General features: G+C 60.5%; 16 protein-coding genes. 5 read left to right on the top strand and 11 right to left on the bottom strand.

Translation table 11 applies throughout. The features are described 5' to 3' along the window. Nucleotides 1-94: 94 nt before the first annotated feature. Nucleotides 95-1,429, top strand: a complete 1,335-nt coding sequence (gltX, locus tag HKD28_RS01690) for a glutamate--tRNA ligase (RefSeq protein ID WP_194266604.1) — start codon at nt 95-97, stop codon at nt 1,427-1,429. Nucleotides 1,430-1,477: 48 nt separating this feature from the next. Here the strand turns inward: gltX and HKD28_RS01685 are convergent, their stop codons facing one another. The 4 genes from HKD28_RS01685 to cysS are packed head-to-tail and all read right to left on the bottom strand — an operon-like array spanning nt 1,478 to nt 5,510. Further along, nucleotides 1,478-2,362 (bottom strand): aldose 1-epimerase family protein, encoded by an 885-nt coding sequence (locus HKD28_RS01685; protein ID WP_194266603.1) that lies wholly within the window; start codon nt 2,360-2,362, stop codon nt 1,478-1,480. 13 nt (nt 2,363-2,375) lie between these two features. Further along, nucleotides 2,376-3,368: an ion channel gene (locus tag HKD28_RS01680; protein WP_194261599.1), complete on the bottom strand. Its 993-nt coding sequence runs from the start codon at nt 3,366-3,368 to the stop codon at nt 2,376-2,378. 4 nt (nt 3,369-3,372) lie between these two features. Then, a complete protein-coding gene (locus HKD28_RS01675) occupies nt 3,373-4,149 on the bottom strand; it encodes an RNA methyltransferase (protein WP_099285569.1) in 777 nt (258 codons plus the stop codon). 2 nt (nt 4,150-4,151) lie between these two features. Continuing rightward, nucleotides 4,152-5,510 (bottom strand): cysteine--tRNA ligase, encoded by a 1,359-nt coding sequence (gene cysS / locus HKD28_RS01670; RefSeq protein ID WP_194266602.1) that lies wholly within the window; start codon nt 5,508-5,510, stop codon nt 4,152-4,154. 84 nt (nt 5,511-5,594) lie between these two features. Between cysS and HKD28_RS01665 the strand changes: the two genes are divergently transcribed. Further along, nucleotides 5,595-6,992, top strand: a complete 1,398-nt coding sequence (locus tag HKD28_RS01665) for an MATE family efflux transporter (protein ID WP_194266601.1) — start codon at nt 5,595-5,597, stop codon at nt 6,990-6,992. Here HKD28_RS01665 and HKD28_RS01660 read toward each other — a convergent pair. After that, the gene (locus tag HKD28_RS01660; protein WP_194266600.1) at nt 6,946-8,160 is read right to left on the bottom strand and encodes an MFS transporter; all 1,215 of its coding nucleotides are present in this window, start codon (nt 8,158-8,160) and stop codon (nt 6,946-6,948) included. The genes HKD28_RS01665 and HKD28_RS01660 overlap by 47 nt on opposite strands. Before the next feature lie 99 nt (nt 8,161-8,259). Beyond that, complete coding sequence (locus tag HKD28_RS01655; RefSeq protein ID WP_062033644.1) at nt 8,260-8,730, bottom strand: BON domain-containing protein; 471 nt, start codon at nt 8,728-8,730, stop codon at nt 8,260-8,262. A 365-nt stretch (nt 8,731-9,095) separates the two neighbouring features. Here HKD28_RS01655 and rpsD point away from each other — a divergent pair, with 365 nt between their 5' ends. The 3 genes from rpsD (at nt 9,096) to HKD28_RS01640 (ending at nt 12,045) form a co-directional block, all read left to right on the top strand. Beyond that, the gene (gene rpsD, locus HKD28_RS01650) at nt 9,096-9,713 is read left to right on the top strand and encodes a 30S ribosomal protein S4 (protein WP_099285388.1); all 618 of its coding nucleotides are present in this window, start codon (nt 9,096-9,098) and stop codon (nt 9,711-9,713) included. Nucleotides 9,714-9,877: 164 nt separating this feature from the next. Then, entirely contained in the window at nt 9,878-10,282 is a 405-nt protein-coding gene (locus HKD28_RS01645) for a hypothetical protein (RefSeq protein ID WP_235993237.1), read from the top strand. 215 nt (nt 10,283-10,497) lie between these two features. Next, nucleotides 10,498-12,045: a peptide chain release factor 3 gene (locus tag HKD28_RS01640; protein WP_099285386.1), complete on the top strand. Its 1,548-nt coding sequence runs from the start codon at nt 10,498-10,500 to the stop codon at nt 12,043-12,045. A 38-nt stretch (nt 12,046-12,083) separates the two neighbouring features. Here HKD28_RS01640 and mtnK read toward each other — a convergent pair whose 3' ends face one another. The 5 genes from mtnK to alaS form a co-directional block, all read right to left on the bottom strand. Continuing rightward, nucleotides 12,084-13,271: an S-methyl-5-thioribose kinase gene (gene mtnK / locus HKD28_RS01635; RefSeq protein ID WP_194266599.1), complete on the bottom strand. Its 1,188-nt coding sequence runs from the start codon at nt 13,269-13,271 to the stop codon at nt 12,084-12,086. Then, nucleotides 13,268-13,966, bottom strand: a complete 699-nt coding sequence (locus HKD28_RS01630; RefSeq protein ID WP_194266598.1) for a hypothetical protein — start codon at nt 13,964-13,966, stop codon at nt 13,268-13,270. Before HKD28_RS01630 ends, mtnK begins: the two co-directional genes overlap by 4 nt. A gap of 71 nt (nt 13,967-14,037) precedes the next feature. After that, nucleotides 14,038-14,850: an exonuclease/endonuclease/phosphatase family protein gene (locus HKD28_RS01625; RefSeq protein ID WP_194266799.1), complete on the bottom strand. Its 813-nt coding sequence runs from the start codon at nt 14,848-14,850 to the stop codon at nt 14,038-14,040. A 47-nt stretch (nt 14,851-14,897) separates the two neighbouring features. Next, on the bottom strand, nt 14,898-15,581 hold the full coding sequence (locus tag HKD28_RS01620) for a carbonic anhydrase (protein WP_194261675.1): 684 nt from the start codon (nt 15,579-15,581) through the stop codon (nt 14,898-14,900). A gap of 117 nt (nt 15,582-15,698) precedes the next feature. After that, nucleotides 15,699-18,338: an alanine--tRNA ligase gene (gene alaS / locus HKD28_RS01615; protein WP_194266597.1), complete on the bottom strand. Its 2,640-nt coding sequence runs from the start codon at nt 18,336-18,338 to the stop codon at nt 15,699-15,701. Nucleotides 18,339-18,362: the final 24 nt, after the last annotated feature.

The raw sequence follows: 18,362 nt of genomic DNA, 5'->3' as shown, positions 1-18,362 counted from the left end.
CGGATGCAGGGAGGGGGGCTCTCCCCTTCTTTTGCATGGCCCTTCATAAAAACCCGCTCTGGCAACGCGGCGCATCATGCGGCATTAAGGCGTCATGAAACTGCGCTTCGCTCCGTCCCCGACCGGTTACCTGCATGTTGGCAATGCGCGCCTTGCCGTCGCCAACTTCCTCTTCGCACGCCATAACGGCGCAAAATTCCTGCTGCGGATCGACGATACCGATACCAGCCGGGGTAAGCCCGAATATGAAGAGGCAATCGGCAAGGACCTGTCCTGGCTGGGGCTGAAATGGGACGAGTACGTCCGCCAGTCCGAACGGCTGGACCGCTATGCCGAAGTTATTGAAAAGCTGAAGGCAACAGGCCGTCTTTATCCGTGCTTCGAGACGGAATATGAGCTGAATGCCAAGCGCGAAGCCCGTATCCGCTGCGGCAAGGCACCGATCTACGATCGTGCCATGCTCAAGCTTACGGCCGATCAGCGTGCCCGTGCCGAAGCCAACGGCAAGACCCCGCACTGGCGCTTCCGCCTCAGCGATGGCAGCCGCAAATGGAACGACCTCGTCATGGACGAGTGCTCGGTCAAGCTGACGGCCATTTCCGATCCGGTTCTGGTGCGTGGGGACGGTACAATCCTCTACACGCTGGCTTCCGTGATCGACGATCTGGATCTGGGCATCACGCATATCGTCCGTGGTGAAGACCATGTGACCAACACCGGCGTGCAGATCGATATCGCCGAGGCGCTGGGCGCGAAGCCCAACCGCTTCACCTTCGCGCATCTGCCTCTATTGCTGGATTCCGATGGCGGGAAGCTGTCGAAGCGGTTCGACTCGCTTGCGCTGAAATCCCTGCGTCAGGATGGGCTGGAGCCGATGTCGATCGTCTCCTATCTCGCTCGCGTGGGATCGTCTGACGATCCGCAGGTCATGACGATGGACGAGGCCATTGCGGCCTATGACATCTCGCATGTCTCCAAGTCGGCCGCGCGGTTCGACATGACGCAGCTTCTTGCTCTGAACCGCCGTGCGCTGCACAGCCTGCCGTTCGAGGCTGCAAAGGCGCATCTGCCGCCGGAAGCCGACGAGACGTTCTGGAATGCCGTGCGCGGAAACGTCGACCTCTCCGCCGAAATCCCGCACTGGTGGGATGTCGTGCACGGCACGATCGTCCCGCCCTCACAGCCCGAAGACCGCGAGTTCCTTCAACAGGCCCTCGACACCCTTCCCGCCGAGCCGTGGGGCGAGGACACCTGGAAGGACTGGACCAACACGCTCAAGGAAGCTTCAGGCCGCAAGGGGCGCGCCCTCTTCATGCCGCTGCGTCTGGCTCTGACGGGTGAAGACGCAGGCCCGGAACTGCACGTCCTGCTTGGCCTGATGGGGCGCGAGCGCACGGTTTCCCGTCTGCGGGACGCTATCCAGGCCTGACCCTGTTGCCCCGTCGCGCTTGTTGAGAAGCGCGACGGGGTTGATCTTTCAGATCGCCTTGACGGACCAGAACGCCGTCCAGCTTTCGTCCGGCTTCAGATGTAACAGGCCGGGTTTCTGTGAAAAATCGCCCTTGAAGCCAACCGGCGTTGCATAGCCGTACCATGGCTCGATGCACAGGAAATCGGCTCCGGGTTTCGTCCACAGGCCAAGTTCTTTGAAGCCGCCCCAGACGAACCGGATACCCGCTCCGTCCGGACCGACCATGTCCACGGAGCGGCTTTCGGGCTTCTCCATGATGAGCGCGTCTTTTTCAAAAAGCGCATCCGTCAGCGCAAGGACGTTGTCCCGGACCGGCGTATGCTGTTTTTCCGGCAAAAGCAGCCCGTCAGCGTCAATGCGTCGGACGGGCAGGGGCTCGTCATATTCAAAAACCAGCCTGTAGCTGTCTTTTGCTGCGCCCTCTTTCAGCGGCCAGCGGAACGCCGGATGCGCGCCAAGTGAGGCATGAAGCGTGCTGGTGCTGTCCGGATTATGCAGATGATACGAGACGCGCAGGGTGTTGTTCTCGATCAGATAGACCAGTCGCAGCCGGAAGGCGGACGGGAAGATCGCATGGCTTTCGACGTCGTCCACCAACTCCAGCGTGCAGCCTTCGGGTGTCCGTGCAATCCAGCGGAAGACCCGGTCCCGCGCTAAGCCGTGCTGTTTCAGCCGGACGGGCGTGCCATCAAGCGTGATCTCGTATTCTGGGAGTCGGCCAATAATCGGAAACAGGACCGGCGACTGTCTCGGCCATGCCGGTCCTGCGTTCCAGAGCAGATCGTCCGTCCCGTTATGCAAGGCGATCAGCTCGGCGCCATGGCTTCTGACCGAGGCCTTCAGCAGCGCGGTCCCGAAATCATGTCTGTCGTCCGTCACGATATCCGTCATGGGATGTCTCCTGTCAGGGGGTAGGATCAGGCGTTTGCGGCGTATCGCCCGGTTCGGTCGTATGGAAGCGACGGAAATCGACCTCCACGCGCCCGTCCGGACGATTGGCGATCATATCCGAAAAACGGTAGCCGTGTTTCACATGTCCGATTTCATAGGCATGACGGGCAAAAACGGTCTGGGATGAGATTTCGTCCGTTCCGTCCATCGTGATGATAATTTCCGCGTTCTGATCAATCAGCGTCTCTGCGGACAGGCCATAAAGCGGGCTCTGGCCGTCGATCAGATGCGTGGCATTCAGGCTGATGCGGAAGATCGGCATGTGGGACTGCACCAGTGTCAGGCGGTCAAAACGCCGGACCAGACGCCCGCGCTCGTCCGGCATCAGGCGGGTGAGCGTCATCTCGATATTGGCGGACAGGATCAGAGTGCGGCGCTGGTTGGCGATACGGATCGTGAGCGTGGGGATTACGTCGTCATAGGAGACGACCGCCACATGACTGAACAGAACGCGGGCGCGGGGGCGTGAAAAGCGGGCGAAGACCAGCCCGGTGGCGAGTGCGTTCAGCATCATGCCCGCCAGCACTTCGAACGACACGATGGTGTTCGTCAGGCGTCCGACGGGCGACATGGTGCCATAACCGACGGTCGAAATCGTTTGAACGCTAAAGAAAATATCGTCGAGGAAATCGCCGTCCGGAATGCCGCTGACGCTGTGCGGGATGATGTAATACATCAGCGCAAAGCCGATATTGATCACCAGATACAGCCCGATCGAGGCCCAGAAGAACATGAACCAACTCATGGTCATCAGGGTATGGTAGAGGTCTCCAAGAGCGCCGGAATCCAGACCTGTGCGGATGATGTCGCTGCGGCCGTTCTCTTCGAGAACATGCGCCCGGATCCTGTTGACTGTCTCGACGACGGTGGGATGTCCGTGCTGTGATTCTGGCGCCCCCGGATCAGGTCGGGCTTGCATCCGTTTCCGGTGGCGCCAGTGAATCATGGGGTCAGCTCCTGTTCCTGCGGGCGCTGCTCAGTTCGCTGACAACGCCGTGAAGGGTGCGAAGCTCCTGTTCCGTGACTTCGCCTCTGGTGAAGAAATGACGCAGGTTCCGCACCATGCCGGGGCGTTTCTGCTCGTTTCGAAGGAAATTGGTCTCGTCCAGATCGCGGATGAGATGGGACATGAAATTCTCCATCTCCCCCTTCGTCGCCACATGCGTCTCATTGGTCATGAGTTCGCGTGGTGGCGTCATGTCCTCGGTCAGGAACCACTCATAGGCCATGATCAGCACGGCCTGTGCGAGGTTGAGGGACATGAATTTCGGGTTGAGCGGATAGCGGACCAACGTATCGGCGCGGGCCATATCCTCGTTGTCCAGACCGGCGCGTTCGGGTCCGAACAGGATGCCGGTGCGCAGACCGCGGGTAGAGGCGACGCGCAGTTCGGCCGCGGCACCTCGCGCGGTCATGACCGGCTTGACCACATGGCGCGGGCGCGGGCACGTCGCGAAAATGCGGTGCAGGTCGGCCACGGCATCGTCCACCGTCTCGAACACCTGAGCCGCGTCCAAGATCCGGTCCGCGCCCGACGACGCATACCAAGCGCGTTCCTGCGGCCAGCCGTCGCGCGGGGCCACGATCCGCAGATGGAACAGGCCGCCATTCGCCATGGCGCGCGCCGTCGTGCCGATATTCTCGGCAAGCTGCGGGCGCACAAGGATCACAACCGGATCAAAATCTCCAAGGGGGCCGATATCCGCCCCGCCGTCACGTCCGGTCATGGTTACGCCTTCCGCCATGTTGTGCCACCGGGGCCGTCTTCAAGGGTGATACCATCGGCAGCAAGCTGCGCGCGGATGGCATCGGCTCGGGCGAAATCACGCGATTTGCGGGCCGCAAGACGTTCTTCAATTAGGGCTTCGATAGCACCTGCATCCACGCCGGACTGGAACCACTCGGCGGGCGTCACATTGAACAGACCCAGCATTTTTCCGGCAGCCAGCAGGCTGGAGGCCGCGTCCTGATCGCCCTGCATGGCGGCATCCGCCAGCGGGTGAAGGGCGGCGATGGCCAAAGGCGTGTTCAGATCGTCGCACAATGCGTCCATGACCGCTGCCGGAACAGCCGCACCCGGCTGCGCATTGCCGCGCTCAAGCGCCCGGTACAGCCGGTCCAGAACCCGACGGGCTTCCTCCAGCTTGTCCCAGCTGAAATCCAGCGTGGAGCGATACTGCGCCCCCAGATACAGTAGGCGCAGTGGTTCTGCGGGCGAGCGGTCCAGCACTTCGCGGATCGTGAAGAAATTGCCGAGCGATTTCGACATTTTCTCGCCGTTCGACAGCAGCATCCCGTTATGGACCCAGTGCGTGGCGAATTTGCCATGCGGATGGCAGCACATGGACTGCGCACGTTCGTTTTCATGATGCGGAAACAGCAGGTCGTCGCCGCCGCCATGAATGTCGAAGCTCTCACCCAGATAACGGTGTGACATGGCCGAGCATTCGATATGCCAGCCCGGTCGTCCACGCCCATAGGGGCTGTCCCAGCCCGGCAGCTCCGGCTCGGAGGGCTTCCACAGCACGAAATCGCCCGGATCACGCTTGTAGGGTGCGACTTCAACACGGGCACCCGCGATCATGTCATCGAGCGAGCGTCCGGACAGCGCACCATAGGACGGGAAGCTGCGGACTGCGAACAGTACATGCCCTTCGGCTTCATAGGCATGTCCGGTTTCGATCAACTGCGCGATCATCTCCAGCATATCGTCGATATGATGGGTCGCGCGGGGCTCGATATCGGGCGGCAGAATGAAGAGTGACGCGAGATCTTCATGAAAGGCCTGCGTCGTGCGTTCGGTCAAGGCGGAAATGTCCTCGCCGTTCTCTTTCGCGCGTGCGTTGATCTTGTCGTCCACGTCGGTGACGTTGCGGACGTAAGTGACGCGCGGATACAGCGTCCGTAGCAGGCGAATGAGGATATCCGCGCACATCATGGCCCGCAGATTGCCCAGATGCGCGCGGTCATAGACGGTCGGTCCGCAGAAATAGACGCGCACATTCTCAGGATCGAGGGGCGTGAACGGTCGCTTTTCGCGAAGATGGGTATCGTGCAGGCGGAGCACGTGTGCAGCAGGATCGGCCATATGCCGATCAATGCGCCAGCCTTGGTTTGGGTGCAACAGGCTTGTTACTCTTGTCGGCAGGTTTGACGCCTGTATTAGGGAGGCATGAGCAGCACCTTTTCCAGTCATCCGCCGTCTGACCCGACAACGCCACGCAATCATGCCCTGACGCTGGTGCGAATTGCGCTGCCGCTGGCCCTGTCGCAGCTCTCCGAAATGGCGATGGGTGTCACGGATACGGTCCTGCTTGGTGGGCTCGGTGTGACGGAACTGGCCATTGGTGGTCTGTCCAGCACGTTCTTCTTCACGACAATGGTGACATTTCAGGCCATTCTCGGTGGGGCAGGGGTGCTTCTGTCGCATGGGCGCGGCGCGGAAGATCATGGCCGCACGTCCCATGACGGCCGCAGCGTCATGAGCGCGACGCTCGTACTCGCCATTGCGGTTTTTGTTCCGTGTGCCCTGCTGCTGGCTTTTTCGAAAACCATCTTCACTTCCATCGGTGAACCGGCGGAAGTCATCACACATGGCAGCCGCTTCATTGATATTCTGCTGTTGTCACTTCTGCCTGATCTGGCTGTCATTGGCGTTCTGCGTGTCGCGCTGCCAGCGCTCGGCGCTGAGACACTGCTGCTCTGGATCATGCCCGCAATGGCGGTCTGCAATGGGCTGACCAATGCGGCGCTGATCCACGGCTGGGCTGGGCTTCCGGCCATGGGGCTTTATGGTTCCGCAACGGCCACGACCCTGACGGGCTGGGTCGTCAGTTTTGCTCTGTTCGGTCTCTGCCTGACCCATGAGCGCGTCAGGGCGGTTCTGAAGCCAGCGCCTGTGCAGTGGGCTGTCATGAAGGATCTGCTGAAGCTCGGCGGCCCGATGATGATGGGGGCTGCGGCCGAGATCCTGATGTTCCAGATCACCAGTCTGCGTGCCGGTGAGCTCGGAACGCCCAGTCTTGCGGCGCATCAGGTTGCGGTCAATGTCAGTTCGCTGCTGTTCATGGTGTGTCTGGCGATCGGTCAGGCGACGAATGTGCGCGTGGCGTACTGGCGCGGAGCGGGGCGTATGGAACAGGGCCGTCGCGCGGCTCTGACCGGAATGGGCATCGTTCTGATGTGGAGTTTGGCCACATCCTCGCTGCTGCTGATCTGGCCTGAAAAGATCCTGCCGCTTTATTTCTCGAATCGTGCGCCGGACCCCGAAACCACGGCGCTTGTCGTAACGCTTCTCAAGATCGCCGGGCTCTACCAGATCGCAGATGGTCTGCAATGCGTCTTCAACGGTGCGCTTCGGGGCTGCGGAGATGCCGTGACGCCCATGCTGATTGCCATGGCGAGTTATGGTCTGGTCGGGCTGGTGTTCGGAGGATGGCTGGCCTTCCACCAGCATGTTGGTGTGGAAGGCCTCTGGATCGGTATGGCGTTGGCACTGGCCACGACCTGCGTGGCCTTCGGGATCAGGCTGCTTCGCGTGATGCGGAGGCCCGCGCCTGCCATATCGTAAACCCGTAGATCACCAGTCCCAATGCCGAGAACAGCGCTCCGCCCCAGCCAACGGACCCCAGCCCCAGCCCTGAACTGACCAGCACCGCCCCCAACCATGCTCCGAAGGCGTTGGCGAGATTGAACGCCGAATGGTTGAGTGAGGCGGCGAGCGTCTGGGCATCTCCGGCGACTTCCATCAGGCGGGTCTGGAGGGCAGGGGAGAGCATGATGATTCCGGCTGGAACCAGAAAGGTGATTGGCAGCATGGCGTAGGGCGAGGGTAGCAGCAGCCAGAAGCCCAGCATGAAGACAATGCTTCCCGTGAAGGAGACGATCACCGTCCGGTCGATGCTGCGGTCAACCATGGCTCCGCCAAACGCATTGCCCGCCACCATGCCCAGTCCCCATACGACCTGATAGACAGCCACGAGCCAACCCGGAAGCTGCGTCACTTCCGTCAGTCCGGTCGTCAGAAAGGTGTAGATCCCGAACAACCCCCCAAACCCGACCGCGCTGGTCAGCAGCGTCAGCAGAACCTGCGGGCGTTTGAACGCGCCGAGTTCGGTGAGTGCGGTTGCGCCCGGATGAGGCCTGTCACGCGGTGCGAAGAACCAGATCCCCACAAAACACAGAGCGCCCAGAGCCGCGATCGTGCCATAGGCCACACGCCATCCCACGTGATTGGCGGCATAGGTCGAGAGTGGCGACCCGATAACGGTCGAAATCATGATGCCTGACAGCACCCGTCCGACCGCCCGTCCGCGCCGGGCGCGCTCGACCATTGACGCGCCGATCAGCGCTGAAACGCCAAAGAAAGCCCCGTGAGGCAGGCCCGTGATGAAGCGCATGAGTTCGATGCCCGCAAAGCTGGGCATCAGGATGCTGCCAATATTGCCCGCGATGAACAGGCATAACAGGCAGAGCAGGAGCGTGCGGCGTGGCAGGCGCGCGCCCAGGATCGCAATCAGCGGCGCTCCGATGACGACGCCCATGGCATAGGCGGAAATAGCCCAGCTTGCCTGAGAAATGGTGATGTTCAGGGAGTGTGAGAATTCCGGCAGCAGACCCATCATGGCGAATTCGCCGGTGCCGATGGTGAATGTCGCCAGCATGAGGGACAGCATGGCCGGTTCGACACCGTGGGGTGGGCGCACCCGTTCGACGTCGAGAGGTTCGATGGAGTCCATAAGGAGAATTCCGGGAATGGAGGTCAGGACCGTCCTGCCAGTGCCGGATCGTGAAACGCAGTCGTGGCTCCCCATCTCGGAGGAGCCACGACGAACAGATCAGTTCTCGGTCGGCAGTCGGATGGTCTGACCCGGATAAATGTCATCCTTGGCCGTGACAAGCGGTTGATTTGCATCAAGCAGTTCATCGCCGGTGATGTCCTGCGGCAGCTTGTCCGCCACTTCGTCCAGCGTCTTGCTCGTCTTGATTTCCAGAAACTCCGGCTCCGGCGTTCCGGCCGGCACGGCAATTTCGGCTTCAACAGCCGAGACGCCTGCAACATTGCCTGCCGCAAGGATCATCTGGTCGCGGTCCTTGGCGTTGTCCGCCTTGCCGCGCAGATAGATCGTGCGATCGTCGATCACCAGATGGGACATGTGCATCTGGGCGAGGCCGAATCTTTTGAAGGCACGCTTGATGACGCTCTCCCCGGGCTTGGGGGGCAGAGGCGCATCAAGGGACTGCACCAGTCCTTCGAGGGAACCTTCGCCGATACGGCCGGCTTTGGGATTGAAGCGGTAGGTTTTCATACGGAAACTCGAAAAAACGTGTTGCTCCCCTTCAGGAGTGCTCGGGAAAAAGCGAAGGGGAGTTCCGGACAGTTAGCGCAGCCGGAGTTGATGTGGTTGCGTACTTTCCGCGCCCCCACTGCAAGAAAATGACATGGCTTGCAAGCAGGTTTTGATTGACCCCGCCCGGGGACTCCTGTAGGCGCGACGGCACAGCCGGAAACGTGGACGTACCGGCCGGTCCAACAGCGCGGGAGTCTGCAATCCCGCCGGTCCGGCATCTGGGTGCGCGCCCGCTCTTTCCAATCCGGGAAAGGGCCTACCGGCACAACAAAACGGACCGCCATGCAGCATGGGGCGGTTCTGATGAGTACAGGGGTCAACCCATGTCAAAGCGCCTTGAGAGCAAGTACAAGATCAACCGCCGCCTCGGCGTCAACCTGTGGGGCCGTGCCAAGTCCCCGGTCAACCGTCGCGAATACGGCCCCGGCCAGCACGGTCAGCGCCGCAAGCAGAAGCCGTCCGACTTCTCCATCCAGCTGATGGCCAAGCAGAAGCTCAAGGGCTACTACGGCAACATCAGCGAGAAGCAGTTCCGCAAGTATTATGACGAAGCCGTCCGTCGCAAGGGCGATACGTCCGAGAACCTGATCGGTCTGCTCGAGCGTCGTCTGGATGCCGTCGTGTACCGCCTGAAGTTCGCGATCACGCCGTTCGCATCGCGTCAGTTCATCAGCCACGGCCACGTCACGGTCAACGGCAAGAAGGTGAACATCCCGTCCTACCTCGTGAAGGAAGGCGACGTCATCGAAGTCCGTTCCTCCTCCAAGCAGCTCGCCATCGTGCTTGACGCTGTCCAGACGGGTGAGCGCGACACGCCGGAATACGTTGAAGTCGATCACCGTCAGATGAAGGGCACGTTCCTGCGTGTTCCGGTTCTCTCGGACGTGCCGTACCCGGTGCAGATGGAACCGAACCTGGTCGTCGAGTTCTACTCCCGCTGATCCTGAGCCGGGCCTCATGGCCCGGATCGGAACGCGACCGGAAAATGCCGGATGGGATTTCCCATCCGGCATTTTTTTGTGCCAGGGCCGTAGGCTTCCGTATCCTGTTGCACGGATAGTCTACTGGTCATTACTGTTGCATGACGTTTGCAAAGGATCCGGGGATGCGCACTCCTATCGCTGTGAGGTTATGCCTGATGCTTCCGGCACTGCTCAGTGCGCCTGCCCTTTCCAAAGGGATCAATACTTTTGTCCCGCCCGTGCACGTCCCGGTCGATCTTCCACGGAATTACGCCGTGACGTCTGCGCAGACCTTTGAAGGATCCGGGCATTACGTGGACGCCCCGCAGGAACGGGTCATGGCCCCGCCCCCGCTCCGTCTCACGCGTGTCGGCAAAGCCTGGCAGTTCCTGCGCAGCGTTCTGCCTGGCGGGAAAGGAGATATATCCAATTCAGGCACTCTGCATGACCCTGTCTCAGGGAGTGCCATCGGGAAATTCGGCGAGGCCTATGCCACATCAGGCCCGATGGGAACCGGAATCGCACCCCATGGGAACACCGTGGACTAAGCGGCTTCGTCATCAAATCGACATTTCCCTAAAGAGCAGTCCTCCCATCCCTTGACGGGGCATGGGTCCTTCTGCACATTGCCGCCTTCCCGATGGAATAGGCTTCGATCAGGGGTGTCCTCTGCTTCTGCTGCCCGGTGATCTGCCTGTCTGGGTACTCTGTCTGGGCACCATGAAGGTTCCAGTCCCGGGTCTTTCTTTTTGCCGGAGGCATCATGTCAGAGGCGCAGAGCGCTGAAATCAGCCGCGAGATCGCTCGCCGGCGTACGTTCGCAATCATTTCCCATCCTGACGCCGGTAAGACGACCCTGACCGAACGTATCCTGCGGGCGGGTGGCGCGATCCAGATGGCGGGCAATGTCCGCGCCAAGGGCGAACGCCGCCGCACGAAGTCCGACTGGATGGGCATCGAGCGCGACCGTGGCATTTCCGTCGTGACTTCGGTCATGACGTTCGAGTACGGCGACTGCGTTTTCAACCTGCTCGACACTCCGGGCCATGAAGACTTCTCCGAAGACACCTACCGGACCCTGACGGCCGTGGATTGCGCGGTCATGGTCATCGACGCCGCCAAAGGCATCGAAGACCGGACCCGCAAACTCTTCGAAATCTGCCGCCTGCGCGACATTCCCATCGTCACCTTCATCAACAAGATGGACCGTGAGGCACAGGACTGCTTTGCGCTGCTCGACGAAATTGCCAACACGCTTGCGCTGGACACGTCTCCGGCCACATGGCCGATCGGACGTGCTGCCAAGTTCATCGGCACATACGATCTGCGGACGCAGACAGTGCATACGAAAGAGCCCGTTGGCGAAGACGACCCCCGCATCATCCAGATGCGCGAGGAAGTCGAACTTGCCGAAGCCGCATTGCCCCTGTTCGATCGGGAGTCCTTCGATGCGGGCCATCTGTCCCCGGTCTTCTTCGGCTCGGCCATGAAGGAAATCGGCGTCACGGATCTGCTCGACGCGCTTGTGGCTTATGGTCCCGCACCCCGTGCGCAGCAGACCGAAACCCGCGAGGTCAAGGCTTCCGAAGATCAGGTTACGGCGCTGATTTTCAAAATTCAGGCCAATATGGACCCGAACCATCGTGACCGTATGGCCTTCGCCCGCGTCTGTTCCGGTCGTCTGACCCGCGGGATGCGCCTGAAGCATGTCCGGACCGGCAAGCAGTTCGCCCTGCACACGCCGCAGTTCTTCTTTGCCCGTGACCGCCAGCTTGCCGAAGAGGCGTTCGGCGGTGACGTCGTAGGCATTCCAAATCACGGCACGCTGCGGATCGGCGATACGCTGAGCGAAAGCGAAGACCTGCGTTTCACCGGTGTGCCGCACTTCGCACCTGAAATCCTGCGTCGTGTCCGCCTTGATGATGCGATGAAAGCCAAGAAGCTGCGTCAGGCTCTTGTGGAACTGGCGGAAGAGGGCGTGGTGCAGCTTTTCCGGCCGCAGGATGGCCTCTCGCCGATCGTGGGTGTGGTCGGAACACTTCAGCTCGACGTGCTTCAGTCGCGTCTGCTGGGCGAGTATGGTGTGACCATCGGTTTCGAAAGCACGCCTTACTCGCTGGCCCGCTGGATCACGGGTGACCGTGCCAAGATCGAGATGTTCCAGGACATGAACCGCTCCGCCATGGCCGACGATCTGGACGGAGACCCGGTTTTCCTCGCGACCTCCTCTTTCATGATGCGTCGGACCATCGAGATGAACCCCGATCTGGCGTTTCACGACATCAAACAGATCGGCATGTCAGCCGCGTAAACATCAAAACCCCGCTCTGCAAGGAGCGGGGTTTTTCTTTACAGCCCCATCAGGGACAGAATATCGGCAAAACTGCGTAGCGACGCACCCTGTATAACCAGCGTTCGTCCGATCTGGAGCGCTTTCTGTCGTGCCAGAAGCCGATCCTTTTCGGTGCTGCACACTCCATAATCGGCGACCTGCGCAAACCCGACTGTACGCCGGATCATTTCAAGCCCACAGAACCCAGCCGTATCGCGCAGAATGCCGTTCAGGAATGTCTCGATCAGATCCTGACGGGAAGCAGGTCCGGACAGAGCCCACTGATCGCCACCCTCCTTCGAGAGGCTGGAGCGTAGTTCTGTCGAGAATCTCTGCCAGAAGGCCAGCATTTCGTCTCTGAGGAATGCGGCCTTGTGGGGGGCGGCGCAGAGATGCAGCGCCAGATTGCCCAGATAAAGCCCGCAATCGAACCCGACCGGCCCCATCGTGGCGAACTCACCGTCAATGACGCGGACATCCGAACCGTCCAGCATGATGGAGCCGGTATGCAGGTCGCCATGAAGCAGCGCCTGCCTTGCTGTCAGGAAACGCTCCTGAAGCCGGCCAACAGCAAGATGCAAATTCTGGTCGTTCTGAAGTGCTTTTACATCCTCACGCAGACCGGCCTCCGGTTCCGGGTTGCGATCACAAACGCGGTACGGGTCCGTGAGGATCAGATCGACCGTAATGCGGGTGAGGGCGGTATTGCCGGAAAACTGCTCCAGCAGGAGCGCTCCGGCCTCAAACGGCTGGTTTACCCATCCCGTCGCCTGCACGGTTCTGGCCACATAGGTTCCGATCACGGCGGAAAATCCCGGAAGCGCACGATCCGCGATCAGCGCCGATCGCAGAACTTCATGAGCCGTCAGACATTCCATGACGATCAGAAACAGATCTGCATCATAGGCCAAGAACTCCGGCATCAACCCCGGAACGGCAGGCGCCACAGTCTGCATATAGCGCGATTCATACAGCGCCCGCTCCAGAGGCATCGGCCAGTCCGGCGCGACACGCACATGAGGCAGCGCCTGTTTGCAGCACAGTGCGTTCGTCGGACCCGTGACCAGAAACACCGTGTTGAGGTTGCCGTCGCTGACCTCCCGAATGGTCCAGTCGGCAGCCTTGCCGCCCAGACGCTCCGAAAGCTCCGGTTGCTGTGCGAGCCAGTCCCGCAATCCCGCAGCGTCCAGAATATGGTAGGTCATCGGTTTTGCTCCAGCATGGCGGAGAGGGTTGGGACGAGGGGCGCGGGCAGTGTCGTATCGGGCTGGATCAGCATCAATGTTTGATACTCGGCATTGCCCAGACGGCTGCAATGTTCTTTTAGCGCTTCGAAATTCAGCTCAGTGGTGATCTCCATACCGACATCCACAATATGTGTTTGCGGATGTTCACAGGCCAGAAGACAGCGCCCGATCTGACATTCCGCCTCCGACACCCCCAGTTCTTCAAGACATTCCACCATCAACTGGGCTGCGAGCTCGATCTGCGCTTCGCCATTACGGCTTTCCACATTGCCCGCCGGAGCGCCCTGCCAGTATCCGGACAGATAAAGGGACTGTTCCGAACGCTGCCCGATCACGATCCCGTCTGTCGTCCGGAAAAGGCCCACAACTGCCAGTGGGCGGAGAAAATCCGCCCCATACAAATCTGGTTCCCGCATCTGGGCCAGAACCCGCCTGTATTCTGACCAGTGCCCACGGATGATTTCTTCTTCGATCACATCCGCACAGAAAACACGCCCGTTATAGAGCATGGGGTGCGTCGCGAGCGCGGCATCCCAGTGCGATGCCACACGACTTTCGATTTCTGGCGGCAGTTTCGGCATAGCCCGCTCAACTCGAACCACGACCTGAGGGGCCAAAGGGGTAACGGGCCATGCAGATCGGAAATCAGACATCGATCGCTCCGGGCGGGACAGCGGGAAGGGTACCCTTCATGGACTGGAACCTTCGGCCCTGCAACGCTCTATCAGGGCATGTCCAGTCGGATCGAAACCGGGCAGTGATCCGAAAGACCCGCAGGAGCCGTATCGTTTTTATAGGTCATGACTCGCAGGCTGTCCGGCACGAGCCAGTTCCGTGCCGCATTGCCCAGCAGAATATGGTCGATGAAATATTCGCCGCCCCAGCAGGGACTGGCCTTGCCCGCGGTCGTTAGCATGACAGGCGTTTCAGTCTCGATCTGTTGCATCAGCGGATCATGCAGCGTCAGGCGCCGGTTGAAATCTCCCAGAACAGCATAGGCCTCGCCCTCGTCCTGCCGTTCGAGCATCCAGTCCTGCATGACGCGAACCTGCTGATATAGGGTAGGGCAAGAGTGTTGACGCTGGTTCAGCGGCTGGTCCCAGCATCCCGTCTTGAGATGCACGACAAGCAGACGCAGGCTGGCGTGCGCATCACTGATGGTGACATCCAGACCACCGCGAAGTTGATGGGGCGCATCTGGTGACGCGACATTGAGGGCGGAGAGTTCCTCATTGACCGTCACATGCAGATCGCGACGGACGGCGACACCCACCCTCTGTACTACCGCATCAGGCGTCAGGAGAATCTGATATGTTTTGGGGTTGAAAACCCGGGAAGCGGCGATCGGGCCGTCCACTTCCTCAAAAGCCACCACATCTGAGTCCAGATGTCGGGCATAGGCCGCGAGTTTTGAAAAATCGCGATGTTCTCCCCCCGGAACATCATCTGGCAGTGCTTCATCGCCCGAGGGGCGAAGGGTCAGCCAGTCCATGTTCCAGGTCGAGAGTTTCAGAATATGCGCCGAAGCCGTTCCCATGCTGGCGATCCCGATAAGACCGGCCAGCACTGAAGCCGTGGCCTGTTTCAGGCGGCCTGCCCTTCGGTAGCGCACATTTCTTCAAGCACGCTCTCGACGGTGCGTGTCTTGCGTGTGCTCTCATCAATGATGAGGATCTCGCCCTTGGGAATGTCGTAGAACCAGCCCTGTAGCTTCAATTCACCCTGCGCCAGCGCCCGCACGACGGCAGGGTGCGTGCGCAGATGCACAAGCTGGAGCATGACGTTGTATTCGGCCAGCGAACGGATATCTTCCGGGCCAGCATCTTCTGCCTTGAGGTTCCCAAGTGCGGCGCGGGCGGCTTCGCCATGACGCATCCAGCTCTTGACCGTCGGCAGATTGTCCAGCTTCGGCGAATTCAGATCCATCAGGGCGCCCATTGCGCCACAGTTGGAATGCCCGCAGATGATGACGTTCTTCACCTTGAGCGCGCCGACCGCATATTCGATCGCAGACGACACACCGCCCAGCATCTCGCCATAAGCCGGCACGATATTGCCGACATTGCGTACGATGAACAGCTCACCCGGCTCCGTCTGAGTAATCAGACTTGGGCTGATCCGGCTATCGGCGCAGGTGATGAACAGGGTTGACGGAGACTGGCTGGAAGCCAGGCTCTCGAACAGTTCCGCACTCTCGGGATAAACGTCCGTTTCGAATTTCCGGACGCCGCCCAGCAGTTTCGCCAGAGTATCACGACCACAGGCCATGGTGTTCTCCTTCATCTTGAACTACCGGGCAGTTAGAAGGCTTTATCAGGACAGGTAAAGCATGATTCCGGTCAACCCATGCTTTGTCACTGCCCTGACATACCATGATGCGATTGCTTATGCTGCTCCCAATGTCGTGCGCAGCATTGCAAAGACCGCATCCGCATTGGCATCCGGTCCGCCGGCCTGAGCCATATCCGGCCGTCCGCCGCCACCTTTTCCGCCCATCAGAGCAGAGGCTTCACGGACGAGCTTCACCGCATCCAGACGGTCCGTCAGGTCCTTGGTCACGGCAATCACAATACTGCCACGACCATCGGCATTGGACATCAGCGCCACCACGCCGGACCCGACCTGCTGGGAAATGCTTTCCGCCAGCCCCTTGAGTTCCTTGGGACTGACATCTCCCAGATCGCGGGCCGAAAGTGTGATGCCGTTGATGCTCTCGGTTGCGCTTGCACCTTCACCGGTGGCCAGTTTGCGCTGAAGATCGGACACCTGCGACGTCAGGGATTTACGCTCTTCAAGCAGCGCCGCCACCCGGGCCGCCGCATCGGTGACGGGAACCTTGAGCAGATCCGCGATCTGTTTCAGGCGGTTTTCGGTTTCCAGTGCCAGCGCTTCCGCGGCCAGACCGCAGACCGCCTCGATCCGGCGCACGCCAGCCGAGACACCGCTTTCCGAAACGATGCGGAACGGCCCGATCTCGCCCACGCGGCCCACATGCGTGCCACCGCACAGTTCGATGGAATAGGCCGTGCGATCATCATCGCCCTTGCCCATCGAAACCACGCGAACCTCGTCGCCGTATTTTTCGCCAAAGAGCGCCATCGCGCCTTCCGCAACGGCTTCGTCCTGCGTCATCAGGCGCGTCTGAACCGGAGCATTCTCGCGGATGCGGGCATTGACCTCGGCCTCAACCGCGGCAAGTTCCTCATCCGTTAGTGGGCGTGGCTGGCTGATATCAAAGCGCAGACGCTCCGGTGCATTCAGGCTGCCCTTCTGCGTGACATGGGTTCCGACCTGACGGCGCAGGGCTTCATGCAGCAGATGGGTCGCGGAATGATGGCCACGAACAGCCGTGCGACGGGCGTGATCGATCTCGGCATGAACCGCCATGCCCGGCTTTAGCGTGCCTTCGACAACCTTGCCGTAATGGACGATCAGATCGCCGTTGCGCTTCTGCGTATCCGTGATCTCGACGCGCAGACCTGCGGCTGTCAGCGTTCCATGATCGCCGACCTGACCGCCGCTTTCGCCGTAGAACGGCGTTTGGTTCAGCAGGATCGCAACCGTATCGTCGCCAGCAGGGGCCGAAGCCAGTTCGTCATTGCCACGGAAGATACCCTGCACTTCCGCATCGGATTTTTCCGAAACATAGCCGAGGAACTCGCTGGGACCGTGCCTGTCGCGTGCATCGAACCAGACCGTCTCGGCAGCGGTGTCACCCGATCCAACCCAGGCCGCGCGCGCGCGCTTGCGCTGCTCGGCCATGGCGGTCTCGAAGCCGGTTTCGTCAACCGTGCGTCCCTTTTCGCGCAGGGCGTCCTGCGTCAGATCGAGTGGGAAGCCGAACGTGTCATACAGCTTGAACGCCACATCGCCGGGGAGGGCTTCCGTTTCGCCCAGACGGTCCAGTTCATCGGAGAGCAGCGTCAGGCCACGCTCCAGAAGTGCTGTGAAGCGTTCTTCCTCGCCCTTCATCGTCTGTGCGATGAGCACCTGATGCTGGACCAGTTCGGGATAAGCCGCGCCCATCTGCTGGATCAGCGCCGGGAGCAGGCGATAGAAGACAGGCTCCTTCGCGCCCATCATATGTAGATGGCGCATGGCACGGCGCATGATGCGACGCAGCACATAGCCACGCCCTTCCTTGGACGGCAGCACGCCATCGGCGATCAGGAAGGCAGTAGAGCGCAGATGGTCGGCGACAACGCGGTGGCTGGACTTGAATGCCCCATCCGCGTCCTGATGCATCACATCAGCCGAGGCTTCGATGAGCGCACGCATGGTATCGGTATCATAATTGTCGCGTTTGCTCTGCATGATCGCGGCGAAACGCTCCAGCCCCATACCCGTATCGATCGAAGGGCGGGGCAGCGAGTCACGCGAACCGTCCGGCTGATCGAGGAACTGCATGAACACGAGGTTCCAGATCTCGACGAAACGGTCGCCGTCTTCGTCCGGGCTGCCTGGAGGGCCACCGAAGACACTGTCCCCATGGTCGTAGAAAATCTCGGAACACGGACCGCACGGTCCCGTATCGCCCATGCGCCAGAAGTTGTCGGATGTCCCAATGCGGATGATCCGATCATCGGACAGCCCGGCGATTTTCTTCCAAAGTTCCGCGGCGTCTTCGTCTTCCGCATAGACGGTGGCGAGCAGCTTTTCTTTTGGTAGTCCAAAATCGCGTGTCAGCAGCGTCCAAGCGAATTCGATAGCTTCGGGTTTGAAATAATCTCCGAAGCTGAAATTCCCCATCATCTCAAAGAACGTATGATGGCGCGCCGTGTAGCCGACATTATCGAGATCGTTGTGCTTGCCGCCTGCCCGCACGACTTTCTGCGCCGTGGTGGCGCGGGAATAGGGACGGGTTTCCTGACCGGTGAAGACGTTCTTAAACGGCACCATGCCAGCGTTGGTGAACAGCAGTGTCGGGTCATTCTGCGGCACCAGCGATGCCGACGGAACAATGCGGTGGCCTTGTGCACCGAAATATTCGAGAAAGGCCGATCTGATATCGTTGGTGCTGGTCATGATAAGGGAGCGTCAGTTCCGGAA

Origin of the sequence: Gluconobacter cadivus (genome assembly GCF_015244745.1) — a bacterium.
Lineage (GTDB): Bacteria > Pseudomonadota > Alphaproteobacteria > Acetobacterales > Acetobacteraceae > Gluconobacter > Gluconobacter cadivus.
This window is presented reverse-complemented; position numbering and strand designations above follow the sequence as displayed.

Bases quoted from the DNA above. Each gene is read 5' to 3' on its own strand.
- HKD28_RS01660 (WP_194266600.1), bottom strand. From the start codon at position 8,160: ATGGACTCCATCGAACCTCTCGACGTCGAACGGGTGCGCCCACCCCAC.
- HKD28_RS01675 (WP_099285569.1), bottom strand. From the start codon at position 4,149: ATGACCGGACGTGACGGCGGGGCGGATATCGGCCCCCTTGGAGATTTT.
- mtnK (WP_194266599.1), bottom strand. From the start codon at position 13,271: ATGACCTACCATATTCTGGACGCTGCGGGATTGCGGGACTGGCTCGCA.
- cysS (WP_194266602.1), bottom strand. From the start codon at position 5,510: ATGGCCGATCCTGCTGCACACGTGCTCCGCCTGCACGATACCCATCTT.
- HKD28_RS01685 (WP_194266603.1), bottom strand. From the start codon at position 2,362: ATGACGGATATCGTGACGGACGACAGACATGATTTCGGGACCGCGCTG.
- HKD28_RS01645 (WP_235993237.1), top strand. From the start codon at position 9,878: ATGCGCACTCCTATCGCTGTGAGGTTATGCCTGATGCTTCCGGCACTG.
- HKD28_RS01630 (WP_194266598.1), bottom strand. From the start codon at position 13,966: ATGTCTGATTTCCGATCTGCATGGCCCGTTACCCCTTTGGCCCCTCAG.
- HKD28_RS01680 (WP_194261599.1), bottom strand. From the start codon at position 3,368: ATGATTCACTGGCGCCACCGGAAACGGATGCAAGCCCGACCTGATCCG.
- HKD28_RS01665 (WP_194266601.1), top strand. From the start codon at position 5,595: ATGAGCAGCACCTTTTCCAGTCATCCGCCGTCTGACCCGACAACGCCA.
- alaS (WP_194266597.1), bottom strand. From the start codon at position 18,338: ATGACCAGCACCAACGATATCAGATCGGCCTTTCTCGAATATTTCGGT.
- HKD28_RS01620 (WP_194261675.1), bottom strand. From the start codon at position 15,581: ATGGCCTGTGGTCGTGATACTCTGGCGAAACTGCTGGGCGGCGTCCGG.
- gltX (WP_194266604.1), top strand. From the start codon at position 95: ATGAAACTGCGCTTCGCTCCGTCCCCGACCGGTTACCTGCATGTTGGC.
- HKD28_RS01625 (WP_194266799.1), bottom strand. From the start codon at position 14,850: ATGGGAACGGCTTCGGCGCATATTCTGAAACTCTCGACCTGGAACATG.
- HKD28_RS01640 (WP_099285386.1), top strand. From the start codon at position 10,498: ATGTCAGAGGCGCAGAGCGCTGAAATCAGCCGCGAGATCGCTCGCCGG.
- rpsD (WP_099285388.1), top strand. From the start codon at position 9,096: ATGTCAAAGCGCCTTGAGAGCAAGTACAAGATCAACCGCCGCCTCGGC.
- HKD28_RS01655 (WP_062033644.1), bottom strand. From the start codon at position 8,730: ATGAAAACCTACCGCTTCAATCCCAAAGCCGGCCGTATCGGCGAAGGT.